Origin of the sequence: Corynebacterium gerontici (assembly GCF_003813985.1) — a bacterium.
GTDB classification, from domain to species: Bacteria; Actinomycetota; Actinomycetes; order Mycobacteriales; family Mycobacteriaceae; genus Corynebacterium; species Corynebacterium gerontici.
The window spans coordinates 439458-458576 of the sequence record NZ_CP033897.1; the positions used below are offsets into that span (position 1 = coordinate 439458).

The following is a 19119-nucleotide window of genomic DNA, read 5'->3' on the forward strand; positions in this document are numbered from 1 at the left end:
TCAAACTGCACCGTTTTGGGGGCGCATATTCAACAGAATGGCGCACACCGGTTGCCGTTTTGCGTTATTGTGGGCTTCGTAACTAACCACGGTGAGTTGCTTGCTGATTCACAGCCTCAGTTCCCGCGGTGAATGAACCTTGCTTTGCCTCGGCTTGATTTCATCCAGGCAAAGCACGTAGAGGAGGAACTAGATGTCCCGTATTGGAAATGCACAGCTCAAAAACAAGGTGATGACTGCCGAAGAGGCAGCCGAGCTGATCAATCACGGCGATAAGATCGGTATTTCGGGCTTCACCGGCGCTGGCTACCCCAAGGCACTGCCCACGGCGATCGCTAATCGCGCCAAGGAAGCACACGATCGTGGTGAAGAGTTCATGATCGACTTGTTCACCGGTGCTTCCACCGCTCCGGACTGCGATGGTGTTCTGGCGGAGGCCGACGCGATTCGCTTCCGTACCCCTTATCAGTCCGACCCGATCCTGCGTAGCAAGATCAACGACGGCACCACCTACTACATGGACTACCACCTTTCGGAGTCCGGCCTGTACGTCGAGCAGGGCTTCTTCGGGCAGATGAATGTGGCAATTGTGGAAGCTGTGCGCATCACCGAAGAAGGCCACATTGTTCCTTCCTCGTCCATCGGTAACAACGTTGAGTACCTAGACAACGCCGAGAAGATCATCATTGAGGTCAACTCCTGGCAGTCCGAAGAACTTGAGGGCATGGCGGATATCTACCGCATCAACCGTCTGCCGAACCGCCAGCCCATCCCGATCACCGCTCCCGAGCAGCGCATCGGGTCCACTTACATCGACATCGACCTGGACAAGGTTGTAGCAGTGGTCGAGACCGACGCCCCGGACCGCAACGCCCCCTTCAAGCCCGTCGATGAGACCTCTAAGAAGATCGCCGGCCACTTCCTCGACTTCCTTGAGGGCGAAGTTGCTGCTGGCCGCCTCACCTACGACGGCTACATCATGCAGTCCGGCGTGGGTAACGTGCCGAACGCTGTGATGGCGGGTCTGCTTGACTCCAAGTTCGAGAACATCAAGGCCTACACCGAGGTGATTCAGGACGGCATGGTCGACCTGATCGACGCCGGCAAGATGACCGTCGCTTCCGCTACCTCCTTCTCGCTTTCTCCTGAGTATGCAGAGAAGATGAACAACGAGGCGTCCCGCTACGCCAAGCAGATCATTCTGCGCCCGCAGCAGATCTCGAACCACCCCGAGGTCGTGCGTCGCCTGGGCTTGATCTGCACCAACGGCCTGATCGAGGCCGACATCTACGGCAACGTGAACTCCACCAACGTCATCGGTTCCCGCATGATGAACGGCGTGGGCGGCTCTGCGGACTTCACCCGCAACGGCCTGGTTTCTTCCTTCATCACGCCCTCCGACGCCAAGGGTGGCGACATCTCCGCCATCGTGCCCATGGTCTCCCACGTCGACCACACTGAGCAGGACGTCAAGGTCATCATCACCGAGTACGGTTACGCCGACCTGCGTGGCCTGGCACCTCGCCAGAAGGTGCAGAAGATGATCGCTCTGGCTCACCCGGATTACCGTCCGCTGCTGGAGGAGTACTACGAGCGCGCTCTGAAGATCGCTGAGGAGAAGAAGATCATGCAGACGCCTCACGACCTGGCGAACGCCCTGTCCTTCCACCAGCGTTTCCAGGAGACTGGCTCCATGAAGCTCGGCTAAGACGCTTCGCTAGCTTTTCGACGAAAGGTCCCACGCATCGCACGTTCAACGCGGTTCGTGGGGCGTTTTCGTGGCCGTTTTGAAACGCACAAAATTGGTGATGTAGACTGCTGGAAGTGGCTAAGCATTTGGTCACGGGCCTTTAGCTCAGTTGGTAGAGCTACGGACTTTTAATCCGCAGGTCCCGGGTTCGAGCCCCGGAGGGCCCACTACTGAAATAGCACCCCAATATAGGGGTGCTATTTTTCCGTCTATACACAATGTGACCTGCGCTCTATGTGCGGTGGTCCTTCGATCCCTCAGGAAGGAAGAGTCATTTTGATCGACGCCTAAATTCAACTGATCCAGCACATCCAGAACCTGGGCAACATGCTGCCTGCAGGCCCGTACGGCGATGCTTTTCGTGACGGGTTCTGGCCCGCGTTCTGGGACGGTCTCGACGGCTAGAATCCTGCCCCTGCGCAGGCGTTTTGTGTTCTGGCAGAGTTCAAGTATAGTTCTTTCCAGTCACAAAGCGCGCAGCGCTGGTGTACTCGCTCCCATCGTCTAGGGGCCTAGGACACCGCCCTTTCACGGCGGCGACACGGGTTCGAATCCCGTTGGGAGTACAGCCATCACCCCACAAAATGAATTGCGGGGCAGTGTGGCATGTTTAGGCCCTGTGGCGCAGTTGGTTAGCGCGCCGCCCTGTCACGGCGGAGGTCGCGGGTTCAAGTCCCGTCAGGGTCGCAAAACATCGCAGCAGCATCCTGATTTGAGGGTGCTGCTTTTGCGTTGCGTGGGCGTCGAAAAGCTTAGGCGCGAAGTTCTTCCAAGGCTTCAGGAGATTCCGGAAGGATCTGACCTCCATCAACGATGATGCTCTGCCCGGTAACGTAGCGCGCCGGGGGAGATGCCAAGAACGCGACCGCCCCACCAATGTCCTCCGGAGTTCCCAGGGTGCCCATCGGGACGCTGCGAGCCATTTGAGTCAGATACTCCTCTCCCATGGCCTTGAGTCCCGGAGTGAGGATGTTGCCGGGCAGCACCGCGTTAATGCGAATCCCCTTCGGAGCGAGCTCGATGGCGGCGGAGCGCACAAACCCCATCTGCGCGGCTTTCGTGGCGCCGTAATGTGCCCAGCGAGGGTAGCCGGTGATATTGCCTGTGATTGAGGAAGTCACAACGATGGCTGCGTTCTCTGTGTGCTCAAGGTGTGGCATGGCAGCGCGCACGACGTGAAGCATGCCCTTGACGTTGATGTTGAAGATTGCGTCGAAGTCTTCGTCGCTCATTTCCTCAATACTTGACTGCGGATACACGCCTGCGTTGCATGCCACGATATCGAGGCCGCTCAACTTCTGCGCCGCCTGCTCGACAACCTTTCGGCATTCGTCAAGTTTGCGCACGTCGAGCTGCAAAGCTTTGAATCCCGATTGCTCTGCTGACTCACATTCTTCCTCGGTGACGCCGGTGACGATCACTTGGGCACCCTGCTCCCGCAAGACTTTTGCAATGCCCGCACCAATGCCGATAGTGCCACCAATGACGATCGCTTTTCTTTGCTCCAGCAACATGATTCCTCCTTGTACAAAGCTTGTATGCCTACTTTCAACGCTAGTGAAATATGTCTTGACGTGCAGATTTGTGCGTTATTCTTCTGCCTGTGTAAAGTAAAGCCTCGTTGCAGATTGTGCAGGTGAACGCCGGTACTTGCAGCAAATAAGGCCCTGTGGCGCAGTTGGTTAGCGCGCCGCCCTGTCACGGCGGAGGTCGCGGGTTCAAGTCCCGTCAGGGTCGCTCGGTTACTTCGGTAGCCAGTGGCGCGGTAGCTCAGTTGGTAGAGCGTCCGCCTGAAAAGTGGAAGGTCACCAGTTCGATCCTGGTCCGTGCCACACTTTGCCCCAGCCTTATGGTTGGGGCATTTTTCTTTCTGCTTCTAATCGTTTCCGGCATACTGGGAGCTATCGCTGTCCCAGAAACGAAGGAGCAATACCTTGTCCGAAACACACACCGAAGTTCGCCATGAAGTTGTGCAGAGCCGCTACGCCATTTTCCTCGGTGAAGACCTTGCAGGCTTTGCTGAGTACGTAGAAAACGACGGCGTGCGGGACTTCAACCACACCGTCGTGCTTGAGGATTTCCAGGGCAAGGGGCTTTCTAAGCCACTGATCCGCGAGGCTCTGGAAGATACTCGCGAGCACGGTCTCAAGGTCCGGCCCACGTGTTCCGCGGTGGAGCACTTCATTGCTAAGAACCCAGAATTTGAGGATCTGCGGGCCTAGTCGCAGCAAAGCCGCCACGAAGGGCGGCTTCTCTACTTACTTGCTTTTCGACGTCCCCCGTGCGCGTCCTAAATGTAGTAGTCAGGATCGACGAGTTTGATGCATTCGCCGTCCTTGCGCGGACGCGCCTTCGCCGGGATGCCCACGGCGATGTGTTTGGCTGGCACGTCCTTTGTCACTACCGCGTTCGCACCGATGGCTGATCCTTCGCCGATGGTGATGGGGCCCAGCACCTTTGCACCAGCACCAATGGTGACGTTGTCTTCGATGGTGGGGTGACGCTTCGTTTGCGTAAGTACCTGCCCGCCAAGGGTCACCCCATGGTACAGCATGACGCCTTCGCCAATCTCGGCGGTTTCGCCGATGACGATGCCCATGCCGTGGTCGATGAAGAATCGCCTGCCGATGGTTGCACCTGGGTGAATCTCAATGCCGGTGAAAAACCGGGTGGCCTGGGCAAGGATTCGGGCGGGGCCTTTAACGTCGCGTAGCCAGAGCCAGTGCGCCACGCGGTGGGCCCAGATGGCCTGGAGTCCCGAGTACACGATCGCGTTTTCAACTTCGCCACGCGCCGCAGGATCGTGTTCGCGTGCGTTTTTTAAATCCTCGCGAATCGTGTTCAGGATGTGTTTCATGGTGAATAAACCTATCAGTAGTGAGGCTGGGGGAGCAGTGGAAAGCCCCGAAAGGCCATGACCTTCCGGGGCTGAACTGCAGAATTTTTAGTCACGGATGTCTTCGAAGAGCACCGTGGAGACGTAGCGCTCGCCGTAGTCGCACACCACGGTCACGATCGTCTTGTCCTTGTTTTCCTCGCGCGAAGCGAGCTCCAAAGCAGCCTTCACGTTGGCGCCGGTGGAAATGCCTCCCAAGATGCCCTCCTCGGCGGCGAGTTTGCGGGAGGTTGCTACGGCGTCCTCGTTGGAGACGGTAAGCACACCATCGTAGACCTTCTGGTTGAGCACCTCTGGGATGAAGTTGGCGCCCAGACCCTGGATTTTGTGCGGACCCGCCTTGCCGGTGGTCAGCAGCGCGGAAGCCTCCGGCTCTACCGCGTAGATCTGGATATCGTCCTTGCGGTCACGCAAAACCTCACCGACACCGGTGACGGTGCCGCCGGTGCCAACGCCGGCGACAAAGATATCGATCTCGCCGTCGGTATCACGCCAAATTTCCTCTGCGGTGGTCTTGCGGTGGATCTCCGGGTTTGCTGCGTTAGCGAATTGGCGTGCAAGAATCGCGTTCTCGCGCTCCTCCACAATCTCGTTGGCCTTGTCCACTGCGCCCTGCATACCAGCAGCGCCTGGGGTGAGCACGATTTCTGCGCCGTAGGCACGAAGCATCACGCGGCGCTCCAAGGACATGGTCTCGGGCATGGTCAGAACTACGTTGTAGCCGCGTGCGGCGCCAACCAGCGCAAGGGCGATGCCTGTATTGCCGGAAGTGGCCTCCACGATCGTGCCGCCGGGCTTGAGCTCGCCTGAGGCCTCGGCTGCGTCTACGATCGCCTTGCCGATGCGATCTTTCACTGAATTTGCGGGGTTGAAGGATTCAATCTTGACCAAAACATTGCCCGGCAGATCCTTGCTCAGGCGGTTGAGGCGAACCAAGGGGGTATTGCCGATGGTCTCCAAGATGTCGTTGTAGATCTGTGCCATGAAGAATGCTCCTTTTGTTTTGAGTTGCGTTCAAGAGTTTAGCGCCCCTGCAAGCAAAATGCTAGACCGATTCGTCTACCGTAGCATACTGGTCGGTCTAGTGATCGTCTCTAGCGATACTGGTGAAAATTGTCACAAGAAGCGCCGCTGTTCATGCCCGGCAGTCGGAGAGAATCGGGCGCAGCCACCCAGGATTCTCTGTGTTTTTCGTTAGCCCTAACCGGGCGATGGAGTTTGCTCTCTGCAAATTTTGCAAGGGGGGGGATTGTTGCACCGACGCACACTTCACTTCGAGGCATGATTGCCTGAAACCGATTTTAACTGGGGAAATGCGCAGATCGAGCGCATCCTCCAAGGTTCAAGGTGGGGCTATTCTCCCGTCATTCCGACGTCCAGCTCTCGAGTGCAATGCCCCTGTGTCACCCCCGCCGATGCCCGAAACCGGAAGTATAGGCAGCGGATTCGGGCAATTGGCGTTGCTTTGAATACCCCCGTTCTCGCGCTATACTTTGCACTGTTCTAAGCAGACACCTCGGATGGCGAGCCCTCTTGGCCGCGGTCGTGGCCAGCGCCCCGGGGAATTGACAGGAGGACTCACGGTGGAATCACAACGCATCCGTGACGATGAAGACGCCATTCGTTCTGCACTTTCGTCCCTCAAAAATGCCACAGGTATCCCAGTGACCATGTACGCCACAGTGGTCGGCGAGAATCGCCTGCAAATTAGCCAGTGGATCGGCTTGCGCACGCCAGCGCTGCAAAATCTTTGCATCGACAGCGGCGTGGGCGTCGGCGGCCGGGTACTAAAAACGCGCCGACCGGTAGGCGTGAGTGACTACACCCGCGCCAACGTGATTTCGCACGAGATGGACTCCGTGATCCAGGATGAAGGTCTGCACTCAATCGTGGCGGTTCCGGTTATCGTGCATCGCGAAGTGCGTGGCATCCTCTACGTTGGCGTCCATTCTCCAGTGCGCCTTGGGGACAAAGTTATCGAAGAAGTAGCGATGACTGCTCGAGTACTAGAGCAGGATCTCGCCATTAACGCGGCAGCCCGCAGGCCCGAAGGTGTCCGGACCGGTTCGATGAAACAGAACCGAGCCCTCAACGGCGCTGAGTGGGAGCAAGTTCGTTCCACCCATTCCAAGCTGCGAATGCTGGCGAACAGAATCGAGCAAGAAGACATCCGCCAAGAGCTCGAAGAACTCTGCGATCAGATGGTTGCCCCAGTGCAGGTGAAGCAAACCACCAAGTTGTCTGCCAGGGAACTCGATGTGCTCTCATGCGTGGCGCTTGGGCACACGAACGTTGAGGCCGCCGAGGAAATGGGGATCGGCGCCGAAACCGTAAAGAGTTACCTACGCAGCGTGATGCGCAAGCTCGGAGCCCACACCCGCTACGAGGCTGTGAATGCTGCGAGGCGGATCGGCGCGTTGCCCTGATCGTGGGGTTCAACCCGCTTCCAGGTTTGCTAGATCCAGCTAGGGGCGCTCGCCGCCCGGCACCCACTTCACGTCTTGTGAATCATTGGCTACCCGGCAGAGGATAAACAAGAGATCTGACAGCCGGTTGAGGTACTGCGCAGGAAGTTTGCTTGTGCACTCGGGGAAAGCCTGCACTGCTTCCCATGCTTTTCGCTCCGCACGACGAGCAATAGTGCGAGAGGTATGCAGCAGAGCCGCCGCCTTGGTGCCGCCAGGCAGGATAAAGGAGTCCAGTTTCGCCAGTCCCTCGTTGAATCGATCGCAATCTTCCTCAAGGCGGTCGATATAGGTCTGTTCGATTCGAAGTGGGGGATATTTGGGGTTTTCCTCCACAGGGGTAGCGAGGTCGGCTCCTGCGTCGAAAAGCTCATTCTGCACCCTAGAAAGAGTGGCGGAAATGTCCCCGCCGAGCTCCCCAAAGGCCAGGACGACGCCGATGGAAGCATTTAGTTCGTCGCAGTCCGCATAAGCCGCAAGGCGGGGATCGGACTTTGAAACCCGCTCGAAATTAGCCAAGGCGGTAGAACCATCGTCGCCGGTACGCGTATAGATCTTGGTCAGGTGAACAGCCATAAACCCTAAACTACGCGTTTTCCCCATGCCTTTCAGTAGGGTTATGGGCGTGAATGACAGATTTTTAGTAACCGGTGGAGCACGACTCGTTGGTTCGGTCCGCGTGGCCGGCGCGAAGAATAGCGTTTTGAAGCTGATGTCCGCGGCGCTGCTTGCCGAAGGCACCACGACGTTGAGCAACTGTCCCGAGATTCTTGACGTTCCCTATATGAAGCGGGTGCTCGAGGGCTTGGGATGCTTCGTCACCATTGAAGGCTCAAACGTCAGCATCACTACGCCTGCGGAAATTGCAAGCGATGCCGACTTCGACGCGGTGCGCCAATTCCGTGCCTCTGTCTGTGTGCTCGGTCCGCTAACCGCACGCTGTGGCAGGGCGAAAGTGGCGCTTCCTGGAGGCGACGCCATCGGATCGCGCCCGTTAGATATGCACCAGTCAGGCCTAGAGAAGCTCGGCGCGACGACGCATATCCAGCACGGCTGTGTGGTGGCGGAAGCCGATGAGCTTCGTGGCGCACACATTCGCCTCGATTTCCCCTCGGTGGGAGCGACGGAAAATATTCTCACCGCTTCCGTGCTTGCGCAGGGAACTACCGTGCTGGATAACGCAGCCCGCGAGCCCGAAATTCTTGATCTCTGCGTGATGCTCAAAGAGATGGGAGCAGACATTAGCGGTGAAGGCACTTCCACCATCACGATCAATGGTGTGGGGAAGCTTCACCCGGCTGATCACGAGGTTATCGGCGATCGCATTGTCGCGGGAACATGGGCCTATGCAGCGGCCATGACGCAAGGTGACATCACGGTTGGTGGAATTGCGCCGAAGTACCTGCATCTTCCCCTGGAAAAGCTGAAAGTCGCCGGCGCGGAAGTTGAGACGTATGAGCATGGCTTCCGGGTCCGCATGGACCATCGTCCTCAGGCGGTGGATTTTCAGACCCTGCCTTATCCGGGATTCCCAACCGATCTGCAACCCATGGCCATTGGTATTTCAACCATCGCCGAAGGCAGCTCGGTGATTACCGAAAATATCTTCGAGGCTCGTTTCCGCTTCGTTGATGAACTCATGCGATTAGGTGCCGACGCCACAGTGGATGGTCATTATGTAGTGATCCGTGGTGTTGAGCAGCTTTCCTCAACGCCGGTGTGGAGCTCTGACATTCGAGCGGGCGCAGGCTTGGTTCTTGCTGGCCTCTGTGCTGACGGTGTCACCGAAGTTCACGATGTTTTCCACATCGATCGCGGCTACCCCAACTTTGTGGAACAACTCCGCAGTCTCGGCGCGACCATTGAACGCGTAACAAGCTAGCTTTTCGACGTGTTGTGTGGTGGTTGTTTTGGTGTTGTGAGCTGGGGGTTTGTGTTGTTGGTGGGGGGTGTGTAACTTTATGTGGGTCGCCGCGACCGACAGCGCCCCCACAGTGGTTGTGGAGATGGCGGTCAGGAAAACGAGCGGTTGGCGAAATTTTTTTGATGTGATGCTGTCGCCTTGGTTGGTGGTGGTGTTGTGTTGTGTGAGAACTCAATAGTGTGCCAATACTTTTATTTTTGTTGTTGTGCTGCTTGTTGCGCATCGTTGGTGGTGTGTGGTGCCGGTTGTGTGCTGGTGTCATGGTGCTGCTTGTTGGTGGTGCGTGATGGTAGTGCTGGGGTGGTTGGTGTGTGTGGTTGGTTGTCTCGTCAAGACCCGCTGCGCGTTTGATGCACTGATTGCCCTGTATGTTTTTTTTGAATGATGATGTTGTGTCATCGTTTGTTTGGTTAGGTTTGGGCTTTTCACGAGCCTTTGGAACGAGTGTTTTGTGCTTGTTTTTTTTGTGGAGAGTTTGATCCTGGCTCAGGACGAACGCTGGCGGCGTGCTTAACACATGCAAGTCGAACGGAAAGGCCTTGCTTGCAAGGTACTCGAGTGGCGAACGGGTGAGTAACACGTGGGTGACCTGCCCTGCACTTTGGGATAAGCCTGGGAAACTGGGTCTAATACCAGATAGGACCATGATGTAGTGATTGTGGTGGAAAGTTTTTTCGGTGTGGGATGGGCCCGCGGCCTATCAGCTTGTTGGTGGGGTAATGGCCTACCAAGGCGGCGACAGTAAGCCTGAGAGGGTGGACGGCCACATTGGGACTGAGATACGGCCCAGACTCCTACGGGAGGCAGCAGTGGGGAATATTGCACAATGGGCGCAAGCCTGATGCAGCGACGCCGCGTGGGGGATGACGGCCTTCGGGTTGTAAACCTCTTTCGCAAGGGACGAAGCGTTTTGTGACGGTACCTTGAGAAGAAGCACCGGCTAACTACGTGCCAGCAGCCGCGGTAATACGTAGGGTGCGAGCGTTGTCCGGAATTACTGGGCGTAAAGAGCTCGTAGGTGGTTTGTCGCGTCGTCTGTGAAATTCCGGGGCTTAACTCCGGGCGTGCAGGCGATACGGGCATAACTTGAGTGCTGTAGGGGAGACTGGAATTCCTGGTGTAGCGGTGGAATGCGCAGATATCAGGAGGAACACCGATGGCGAAGGCAGGTCTCTGGGCAGTAACTGACGCTGAGGAGCGAAAGCATGGGGAGCGAACAGGATTAGATACCCTGGTAGTCCATGCCGTAAACGGTGGGCGCTAGGTGTAGGGGTCTTCCACGACTTCTGTGCCGTAGCTAACGCATTAAGCGCCCCGCCTGGGGAGTACGGCCGCAAGGCTAAAACTCAAAGGAATTGACGGGGGCCCGCACAAGCGGCGGAGCATGTGGATTAATTCGATGCAACGCGAAGAACCTTACCTGGGCTTGACATACACCAGATCGCTGCAGAGATGTAGTTTCCCTTGTGGTTGGTGTACAGGTGGTGCATGGTTGTCGTCAGCTCGTGTCGTGAGATGTTGGGTTAAGTCCCGCAACGAGCGCAACCCTTGTCTTATGTTGCCAGCACGTGATGGTGGGGACTCATGAGAGACTGCCGGGGTGAACTCGGAGGAAGGTGGGGATGACGTCAAATCATCATGCCCCTTATGTCCAGGGCTTCACACATGCTACAATGGTCGGTACAACGCGCAGCGAACCTGTGAGGGTGAGCGAATCGCTGAAAGCCGGCCTCAGTTCGGATTGGGGTCTGCAACTCGACCCCATGAAGTCGGAGTCGCTAGTAATCGCAGATCAGCAACGCTGCGGTGAATACGTTCCCGGGCCTTGTACACACCGCCCGTCACGTCATGAAAGTTGGTAACACCCGAAGCCCATGGCCCAACCACCGTGTGTGGGGGGAGTGGTCGAAGGTGGGATCGGCGATTGGGACGAAGTCGTAACAAGGTAGCCGTACCGGAAGGTGCGGCTGGATCACCTCCTTTCTAAGGAGCAGTATTTTATTTTTTCTCTTTTTTGTTGAATGTGGTGCTCACAGGTTGATGCCCCGCGCGCCAGTAGTTGGTGTGTGGTGGTGTGGGTGCTACCCCGGGTGGAGATCACACATGGGCATGATCACCGCGTGTGCGCCGGATGTGCACGGATGTGGTGGTGATGGATCAGCGTGTGCGCAATGGGCAAGCAGTATGAGTAGAGCAACAAAAAGTTTTGTCGTCCCGCCGGTGTGGTTGGGGTGTGTGGGTATTGGTGCGCTGTTGGGTGTCTGGGGCAACACGATTGTCCTTGTTGGATCATGGCACACTGTGCTGGCTGCCTGTGTGGTGGTTGGTTGGTGTGTGGTGGTGTTGTGTGAGAACTGTATAGTGGACGCGAGTAATTCTTTATTCTGTGAATTAAGTATTGTTTGTTGTGCTATGACCATCACTGTGTGTGGTGGTTGTGGTGTGTGAAGGTTTGTTTGTTTGTGTGTGACCGCGCTTGCTGTGGCAGGTGTGGTTGATTCGTTGTGTCCGGTGCATGACTGGCTGCCGTTGTGGTGGTTGGTGTGTGTTGGAAGGGCACACGGTGGATGCCTTGGCATTTCGAGCCGATGAAGGACGTGGAAGGCCGCGATAGGCCTCGGGGAGTTGTCAATCAAGCGTTGATCCGAGGGTGTCCGAATGGGGAAACCTGGCCACTGTGATTGGTGGTGACCCTAGTGTGAATGCATAGCGCTAGTGGGGGTAGACGTAGGGAAGTGAAACATCTCAGTACCTACAGGAAGAGAAAACAATTGTGATTCTGCTAGTAGTGGCGAACGAACGTGGATGAGGCTAAACCGTATGCGTGTGATACCTGTGCCAGGGTTGCGTGTGTGGTGTTGTGGGGCGTGGCTGTTCGTGGTGGCATGACACGAGAGCATGATTGATGCTGTAAGCGGAAGTGGTGTGGAATCGCCTGCCGGAGAAGGTGAGAGTCCTGTACGTGAATGCAGTGTTGGTGGTGTTGGGCCATGTGTTATACCCCGAGTAGCAGCGGGCTCGTGGAATCTGCTGTGAATCTGCCGGGACCACCCGGTAAGCCTAAATACTCCGAAATGACCGATAGCGGATGTAGTACCGTGAGGGAATGGTGAAAAGTACCCCGGGAGGGGAGTGAAAGAGTACCTGAAACCGTGTGCTTACAAACCGTCAGAGCCGTGCTTGCGTGCCCTGTTGTGGGGTGTGTGGGTGGTGATGGCGTGCCTTTTGAAGAATGAGCCTGCGAGTCAGCGGCATGTCGCGAGGTTAACCATGAGTGTGGGTAGCCGTAGCGAAAGCGAATCCTAACTAGGGTGAGTGTTAGTGGCATGTCCTGGACCCGAAGCGGAGTGATCTACCCATGGCCAGTGTGAAGCAGCTGTAAGAGGTTGTGGAGGCGCGAACCCACTTAGGTTGAAAACTGAGGGGATGAGCTGTGGGTAGGGGTGAAAGGCCAATCAAACTCCGTGATAGCTGGTTCTCCCCGAAATGCATTTAGGTGCAGCGTTGTATGGTGCTTCCTGGAGGTAGAGCGACTGGTTGGTTGAGCGGGACTACCATCTTAGCAATGTCAGCCAAACTCCGAATGCCAGTGAATGCTAGTACAGCAGTGAGACTGCGGGGGATAAGCTCCGTTGGTCGAAAGGGAAACAGCCCAGATCGCCGGTTAAGGCCCCTAAGGGTGTACTAAGTGGAAAAGGATGTGGGATCGCGAAGACAGCCAGGAGGTTGGCTTAGAAGCAGCCATCCTTGAAAGAGTGCGTAATAGCTCACTGGTCGAGTGGTTCTGCGCCGACAATGTAGTGGGGCTCAAGTACACCGCCGAAACCGCGGCAACACACCTGTTGTGGTGTGTTGGGTAGGGGAGCGTCGTGCACTGCGTGGAAGCATCCGAGTGATCGTGGTGTGGAGTGTGCGCGAGTGAGAATGCAGGCATGAGTAACGAATGAGCAGTGAAAACCTGCTCCGCCGAATGACGAAGGGTTCCTGGGTCAAGCTAATCTTCCCAGGGTGAGTCGGGACCTAAGGCGAGGCCGACAGGCGTAGTCGATGGACAACCAGTTGATATTCTGGTACCTCACAACAGCCGTCCATGACGAAGCAGTGGTACTAACCACCCACCCCAACCCGCAACAACCACTTGTGGTTGTGTGGTGTTGGGTGTGCGTGGGACCTTCATTGGTAGTAGTCAAGCGATGGGGTGACACAGGTTGGTAGCCACGCCACGAGGTTGGTTTTCGTGGTGTAAGCGTGCAGCCCGTCTACTAGGCAAATCCGGTAGGCATCATGGGTCAGGCGTGATACGAATCCCACTATGAGTGGGGAAGGTGGTGATCCTGGACTGTCGAGAAAAGCCTCTAGCGAGGATGTTGTGAGCCCGTACCCCAAACCGACACAGGTCGTCAAGTAGAGTATACTCAGGCGAACGGGTGAACTGTGGTTAAGGAACTCGGCAAAATGCCCCCGTAACTTCGGGAGAAGGGGGGCCACCGAAGATCACCAGCCCATGCGGTTGGTTGGTGTTTGGTGGTCGCAGAGAATAGAGGGAAGCGACTGTTTATTAAAAACACAGGTCCGTGCGAAAACGTGGAAGTTGATGTATACGGACTGACGCCTGCCCGGTGCTGGAAGGTTAAGAGGACCTGTTAGAACCCCTGTGGGGTTCGAAGCGGAAAAGCCCCAGTAAACGGCGGTGGTAACTATAACCATCCTAAGGTAGCGAAATTCCTTGTCGGGTAAGTTCCGACCTGCACGAATGGCGTAACGACTTCCCTGCTGTCTCAACCACAGGCCCGGTGAAATTGCAGTACGAGTAAAGATGCTCGTTACGCGCGGCAGGACGAAAAGACCCCGGGACCTTCACTATAGCTTGGTATTGATATTCGGTTCGGTTTGTGTAGCATAGGTGGGAGACGTTATCAGCACACCACGCCAGTGGGAGTGTCAGTCACAGGTGAAATACCACTCTGATCGAATTGGGTATCTATCAACCTCGGCCCATGATCTGGGTCAGGGACAGTGCCTGGTGGGTAGTTTAACTGGGGCGGTTGCCTCCTAAACAGTAACGGAGGCGCCCAAAGGTTCCCTCAGCCTGGTTGGCAATCAGGTGGTGAGTGTAAGTGCACAAGGGAGCTTGACTGTGAGAGTGACAACTCAAGCAGGGACGAAAGTCGGGACTAGTGATCCGGCACCGACGAGTGGAAGTGGTGTCGCTCAACGGATAAAAGGTACCCCGGGGATAACAGGCTGATCTTCCCAAGAGTCCATATCGACGGGATGGTTTGGCACCTCGATGTCGGCTCGTCGCATCCTGGGGCTGGAGTAGGTCCCAAGGGTTGGGCTGTTCGCCCATTAAAGCGGCACGCGAGCTGGGTTTAGAACGTCGTGAGACAGTTCGGTCTCTATCCGCCGCGCGCGTAGAAACTTGCAGAAGGCTGTCCCTAGTACGAGAGGACCGGGACGGACGTACCTCTAGTGCGCCAGTTGTCACGCCAGTGGCACGGCTGGTTGGCTACGTACGGAAGGGATAACCGCTGAAAGCATCTAAGCGGGAAGCCTGTTTTAAGATGAGGTTTCAATATCAGGTGCCCGGTAGACCACCGGGTTGATAGGCCAGAACTGGACATACCGCAAGGTCATGCAGGTGACTGGTACTAATCCACCGAACAACACACCAAACACAACCCGCAAAACAACCAAACCCCAAAAAACAACACACCCCGCGAACAACACACAATCACCCGCGTCCACTATGCAGTCACTGACACAACACCGCCTGTGCATGCACACCCAACACACACAAGAACGTGTCGGTGGTTATAGCATCGGGGCAACGCCCGGACCCATTCCGAACCCGGAAGCTAAGCCCGACAGCGCTGATGGTACTGCACCCGGGAGGGTGTGGGAGAGTAAGACACCGCCGACCAACAACTTCAATACGCTTAAAGCCCCCGAGAACCCCTCGGGGGCGTTTGCCATATCCATGGCAATTTTGACCTGTGCCTTGGTCGAGCTTCGTAGATTCATGAATAATGACTCTTATGAATGCTGAAGCAAACGTTGTAGCTCGAGCCATTGGATTGCAAAAAGTCTACGGTGTTGGCGACACCGCTGTCGCCGCACTCAGAGGCATTGACGTTGCCTTCGCCCGAAATGAGTTCACCGCCATCATGGGGCCTTCCGGTTCGGGCAAGTCCACGCTCATGCACTGCATGGCCGGCCTTGACGCTGCTTCGGCAGGTACGGTGCTCCTCGGTAATACGGATTTGTCCAAACTAGGGGATAAAGCGATGACCAACCTGCGCCGCGATCGCCTCGGTTTTATCTTTCAATCCTTCAACCTTGTGCCCACCCTTTCAGCGGAAGAGAACATCACGTTGCCGCTGGACATCGCGGGTAAGAAGGTTGATCAGCGATGGTTCGAAGAAGTCACCACCCGACTTGGGCTCAACGAACGCCTGAAGCATCGTCCTTCAGAACTCTCCGGAGGCCAACAGCAGCGCGTGGCCTGCGCTCGTGCCTTGGTGGCACGTCCCGAAATCATTTTCGGCGATGAGCCCACCGGCAACCTTGACTCAAACTCCTCGGCGCAGATGCTCTCAATCCTGAGAACCGCAGTAGATGAGATGGACCAGACCGTCGTGATTGTGACGCACGATCCCAAGGCCGCGTCTTATGCTGACCGTGTGATTTTCCTCGCCGATGGGCGCATCGTGCACGAGCTGCGTTCGCCGTCTACGGATGAGGTGTACTCCACCATGGCTCGCCTTGAGGAGCTGATCTAATTGGCACAGCAATCTGCTATGTGGCGGGTGGGCTGGCGTTCCGTCATGGCGCACAAGGTTCGATTCGGCCTCACAGTTATGGCCGTCGTTCTTGGCACCGCGTTTGTTGCTGGATCCCTGATGTTCACCAGCGCGCTGAGCGCCACCTTCGACCAAGCCCTCAACAAGGCCTTCTACAACATTGACGCGGTGGCTAAGGCCGGTTCGCAGCCCATCACCCAGGAGGACCTCGCTAGGGTTCGCGAGCTTCCGGAAGTCACCACTGCCTATGTGCACGACACCACCTCGGTGGTGATTGCCAAGGAGGGGGAGCGTTCTGCCTTGCAGACGGGTGCGATGCAGACGTCCGTTGGAGTGTGGTACGAGGATTCGTCGAAAAGCGATGAGGCAGTCGTTGATACTGTGACGCTGTATTCGGGTGCCGCGCCTCAAGGCGACGCGGAGGTGGCGCTCCCTGAATCTCAGATGGCAATGCTGGGCGTGAATGTGGGCGATCGCATCATCGCGGTGAGCTCCAGCGGCCAGTTCACCTACACCATTTCGGGCACCTACACGGACTCTGGGATTGGTGAACCTGGCGTCGAACTACTAATGGCAGAACCTGCGTACTTGGAGCGCTACGAGCCCGGTGGCATCTCTACGATGTTGGTGCGCAGCGATCCTCTGGACGATCAAGCCATGGTTGACCTGCTGAAACAGCAATTCCCGGGCATGGATGTGCGCACGGGCACGCAATTCGCTGACGACGTCACCGGCAGTTTCAAGGAATCCATGGCCTTCGTGACCTATTTCCTGGTTGCATTTGGTCTGATTGCGCTGGTGGTGGGCACGTTCATCATCGCCAACACCTTCTCGATGTTGGTGGCGCAGCGCACCAAGGAATTCGCTCTGCTGCGCGCGCTTGGCATCTCCAAGGGGCAGTTGCGGCGCTCGGTAACCTTCGAGGCGATCATCGTGGGCGTCGTCGGCTCGCTCCTCGGCGTCCTCGGCGGTATTGGGCTGGTCGCGGGTATCCGCGCGATCATGAGTGCAGCCGGCCTGGAGCTTTCCGGGATGGGGCTGGGTGTCACGCCGCGTTCGGTGGTGGTTCCTCTGATTCTTGGTGTGGTGGTCACTGTCATTTCCGCGTGGGCGCCCGCCCGTAAGGCATCGTCGGTTCACCCCGTTGAGGCAATGCGGCAGGGAAGCGGCGCGGTGGATCGTCTAAAGGTCCGCACGGGCGTTGGCGTTGTCTTGCTGCTGCTCGGCATTGTTTTTTCGGTGTCGGGAGTGCTTTTCGACGACCAACCGACCAAAACGCGAGCGTCGCTGGTGGGCATCGGTGCGCTGGCATCGGTGCTGGGTGTCTTCTTTGCATCTGCTGCAGCTTCCATTCCATTGGTGGGACTGATCGGCAAGGCGTTGGGCGCGCCCTTTGGTTCAGTGGGTAGGCTGGCGCAAACGAATGCTCGGCGCACACCCAAGCGAACTGCAACCACGGCCTTCGCGCTCACCCTCGGGGTGGCGTTGGTGACGCTGATCGGCATGTTCTCTGCAACCTTGGATAACAGCATCCGCGACATTTCTGAGAACGAGCTCAAGGTGGATTACATCCTCATGGGGCCAGGCACCGGCGAGCTGCCACTGCCTCAAGACGTGATTGATCGGGTCAAGGGCGTCGAAGGTGTTGGGAATGTCAGTGAAACTTCTTATGCCATCGCTTCCCTCGGACAGCCTCCAAGCAGCGTGGCGGGACAAAACCCGGGATCGTTCCTCTCCACGATGAGCGGCAATGCCGCCGACGTGTACAACGTCGATGGGGTGGACGGATCCCTGGATCTGAGCGAACCCAATCGCCTCGTGGTGCGCAAAGATATAGCGCAGGAACGCAACTGGCAGCTCGGCCAAAAGATTCCTCTGTTCAACGCCAACGGAGCACCGATCGCCGAGGTTGAAGTCAGCGGCATGTTCGATGCGGCGAAGGCGATGAACCCCATCACGGTGTCGCAAGCGACCTTCGATGGAAAATTCGCCACGACCTCCGTGGTGGCGCTCTTCGTCAACGGCGATGGCTCCAAGAGCCCCGAAGAACTGCGGCAATCCTTGGAGCAGGCGGTTGAAGGCTCGCTCTATGTGCGAGTGCAAACCCCCGAGGAATTTGCCGATGCGCAGGCATCGCTGGTGAAGAACATGATGAATATCCTCTATGGCCTGCTTGGCCTGGCAGTGATCATCGCGATCATCGGCATCATCAATACCTTGGCACTCAACGTGATTGAGCGTAGGCAAGAAATTGGCATGTTGCGCGCGGTTGGCATGCACCGCAAGCAGGTGCGCGGCATGATCACGTTGGAATCGGTGCAAATCGCGCTCTATGGTGCGGTGATCGGTATTCTTCTGGGCCTCGGTATCGGTACCGCATTTTTGAAGGTGTTGGCCTCGCAGGGGCTCGACTCCTTGGCATTGCCAACAGCGGAGATCATCTGGGTGCTCATCGGCGCGGCAATCGTCGGTGTCCTCGCCGCAGTGTGGCCCGCACAGCGTGCCGCAAGTACTCCACCGTTGGAGGCGATGGTGGACTAGAGCGCTAGGGCATTAGGGCGCTGCCAAGCAGCATGGCAAGCACGCCGCACGCCAGGGTGGAGATTCCATACACCCAGGCGCGGGCGTGCTTTTCTGCTCGCCACAACTCGCCGAGTTCACGCGCCAACGTAGACCATGTGGATAGCGCCCCTGCTAAACCGGTGGTGCAAAACAGCAACCACACGGCGTCAAGCTCCAGGTGGCTCAGCACCCCAAGCACGGCGCACGCGAGAGTGTTCGCCACCAGGGTGCCGCGATACGCCCCGAGCTGCGCCAAACGCCAACGCGCAACCCCACCCAGCGCGCCGCCGGCGGCCACGGCGATCACAGAAGCGAGAGCGTCGAAGGTCATAGCCTTCGTCTCCTCACAGTGTCGCCCAGTATCCAGGCGCCCACGCAGCCGAACACGGTCATGGCCGTGTAGAGCAGTGAGATCCACGGGGAAGCGTTCAGAAGGACGGCGGTGAACGTCGAAAAGCTTGTGAAACCGCCCAAGAACCCGGTGCCCAACCATGCAGGGGGACTGAGCACACCCATGAGCGCGCTGCCGATGACGTTGATGCACAACAGCATCCATGCGCCTTCGAAAAGGAGGCTGAGTTCGTAGCGAGTGAGCGCTCCCAAGGCGGCTCCCAGGGCGATGGGAAGGGCAGGGTGGTTGAGCGCTCGCATGAGGAAAAGTGTAGTGGCTATGTGTCCAAACTTATGTCCGTTTTGGGGGTAAACGGAATGCAGACTCG

General features: G+C 57.2%; 12 protein-coding genes, 5 tRNA genes and 3 rRNA genes. 14 read left to right on the plus strand and 6 right to left on the minus strand.

Annotated elements, in window-relative coordinates; all coding sequences use genetic code 11:
* Positions 1–193: 193 nt before the first annotated feature.
* The 4 genes from scpC to CGERO_RS02085 all read left to right on the plus strand — a co-directional run bounded on the left by scpC (position 194) and on the right by CGERO_RS02085 (position 2437).
* Positions 194–1708: a succinyl-CoA:acetate CoA-transferase ScpC gene (scpC, locus tag CGERO_RS02070; RefSeq protein ID WP_123933251.1), complete on the plus strand. Its 1515-nt coding sequence runs from the start codon at positions 194–196 to the stop codon at positions 1706–1708.
* A gap of 136 nt (positions 1709–1844) precedes the next feature.
* Positions 1845–1917: transfer RNA gene (locus CGERO_RS02075), tRNA-Lys, on the plus strand.
* A 326-nt stretch (positions 1918–2243) separates the two neighbouring features.
* Positions 2244–2316 (plus strand) — tRNA-Glu (locus CGERO_RS02080).
* Positions 2317–2363: 47 nt separating this feature from the next.
* Positions 2364–2437: transfer RNA gene (locus CGERO_RS02085), tRNA-Asp, on the plus strand.
* 65 nt (positions 2438–2502) lie between these two features.
* Here the strand turns inward: CGERO_RS02085 and fabG are convergent.
* Positions 2503–3264, minus strand: coding sequence for a 3-oxoacyl-ACP reductase FabG (fabG, locus tag CGERO_RS02090; protein WP_123933252.1), 762 nt, complete (start codon positions 3262–3264; stop codon positions 2503–2505).
* 149 nt (positions 3265–3413) lie between these two features.
* Between fabG and CGERO_RS02095 the strand changes: the two genes are divergently transcribed.
* The 3 genes from CGERO_RS02095 to CGERO_RS02105 all read left to right on the plus strand — a co-directional run bounded on the left by CGERO_RS02095 (position 3414) and on the right by CGERO_RS02105 (position 3972).
* Positions 3414–3487: transfer RNA gene (locus CGERO_RS02095), tRNA-Asp, on the plus strand.
* Positions 3488–3509: 22 nt separating this feature from the next.
* Positions 3510–3582, plus strand: a tRNA-Phe gene (locus CGERO_RS02100).
* A gap of 102 nt (positions 3583–3684) precedes the next feature.
* Entirely contained in the window at positions 3685–3972 is a 288-nt protein-coding gene (locus CGERO_RS02105; protein WP_123933253.1) for a GNAT family N-acetyltransferase, read from the plus strand.
* A gap of 68 nt (positions 3973–4040) precedes the next feature.
* Here the strand turns inward: CGERO_RS02105 and epsC are convergent, their stop codons facing one another.
* Positions 4041–4607: a serine O-acetyltransferase EpsC gene (gene epsC, locus CGERO_RS02110; RefSeq protein ID WP_123933254.1), complete on the minus strand. Its 567-nt coding sequence runs from the start codon at positions 4605–4607 to the stop codon at positions 4041–4043.
* A gap of 87 nt (positions 4608–4694) precedes the next feature.
* Positions 4695–5630, minus strand: a complete 936-nt coding sequence (gene cysK, locus CGERO_RS02115) for a cysteine synthase A (protein ID WP_123933255.1) — start codon at positions 5628–5630, stop codon at positions 4695–4697.
* A 599-nt stretch (positions 5631–6229) separates the two neighbouring features.
* Between cysK and ramA the strand changes: the two genes are divergently transcribed.
* A complete protein-coding gene (gene ramA / locus CGERO_RS02120) occupies positions 6230–7072 on the plus strand; it encodes an acetate metabolism transcriptional regulator RamA (protein ID WP_123935862.1) in 843 nt (280 codons plus the stop codon).
* 39 nt (positions 7073–7111) lie between these two features.
* Here ramA and CGERO_RS02125 read toward each other — a convergent pair whose 3' ends face one another.
* Positions 7112–7687 (minus strand): cob(I)yrinic acid a,c-diamide adenosyltransferase, encoded by a 576-nt coding sequence (locus CGERO_RS02125; protein WP_123933256.1) that lies wholly within the window; start codon positions 7685–7687, stop codon positions 7112–7114.
* 49 nt (positions 7688–7736) lie between these two features.
* On the opposite strand from CGERO_RS02125, the gene murA reads away from it, so the two are divergent.
* From murA to CGERO_RS02160, 6 genes are all read left to right on the plus strand, one after another.
* Entirely contained in the window at positions 7737–8993 is a 1257-nt protein-coding gene (murA, locus tag CGERO_RS02130; RefSeq protein ID WP_123933257.1) for a UDP-N-acetylglucosamine 1-carboxyvinyltransferase, read from the plus strand.
* A 505-nt stretch (positions 8994–9498) separates the two neighbouring features.
* Positions 9499–11018 (plus strand): 16S ribosomal RNA (locus tag CGERO_RS02135).
* 556 nt (positions 11019–11574) lie between these two features.
* Positions 11575–14711 (plus strand): 23S ribosomal RNA (locus CGERO_RS02145).
* Positions 14712–14841: 130 nt separating this feature from the next.
* Positions 14842–14958: ribosomal RNA gene (gene rrf / locus CGERO_RS02150) — 5S ribosomal RNA — on the plus strand.
* The 16S, 23S and 5S rRNA genes sit together here, the layout of an rRNA operon.
* 115 nt (positions 14959–15073) lie before the next feature.
* Positions 15074–15817, plus strand: a complete 744-nt coding sequence (locus CGERO_RS02155; RefSeq protein ID WP_377018156.1) for an ABC transporter ATP-binding protein — start codon at positions 15074–15076, stop codon at positions 15815–15817.
* A gap of 18 nt (positions 15818–15835) precedes the next feature.
* Entirely contained in the window at positions 15836–18379 is a 2544-nt protein-coding gene (locus tag CGERO_RS02160; RefSeq protein WP_123935864.1) for an ABC transporter permease, read from the plus strand.
* 4 nt (positions 18380–18383) lie between these two features.
* On the opposite strand, the gene CGERO_RS02165 is transcribed toward CGERO_RS02160, so the two are convergent.
* Together CGERO_RS02165 and CGERO_RS02170 are read right to left on the minus strand one after the other, a co-directional pair.
* Positions 18384–18731 carry a FluC/FEX family fluoride channel gene (locus CGERO_RS02165; protein ID WP_123933260.1) on the minus strand — a complete coding sequence of 116 codons (348 nt, stop codon included), beginning with the start codon at positions 18729–18731 and terminating at the stop codon, positions 18384–18386.
* Positions 18728–19051 carry a fluoride efflux transporter family protein gene (locus tag CGERO_RS02170; RefSeq protein ID WP_123933261.1) on the minus strand — a complete coding sequence of 108 codons (324 nt, stop codon included), beginning with the start codon at positions 19049–19051 and terminating at the stop codon, positions 18728–18730. The genes CGERO_RS02165 and CGERO_RS02170 overlap by 4 nt, the downstream gene beginning before the upstream one ends.
* Positions 19052–19119 lie beyond the last annotated feature (68 nt).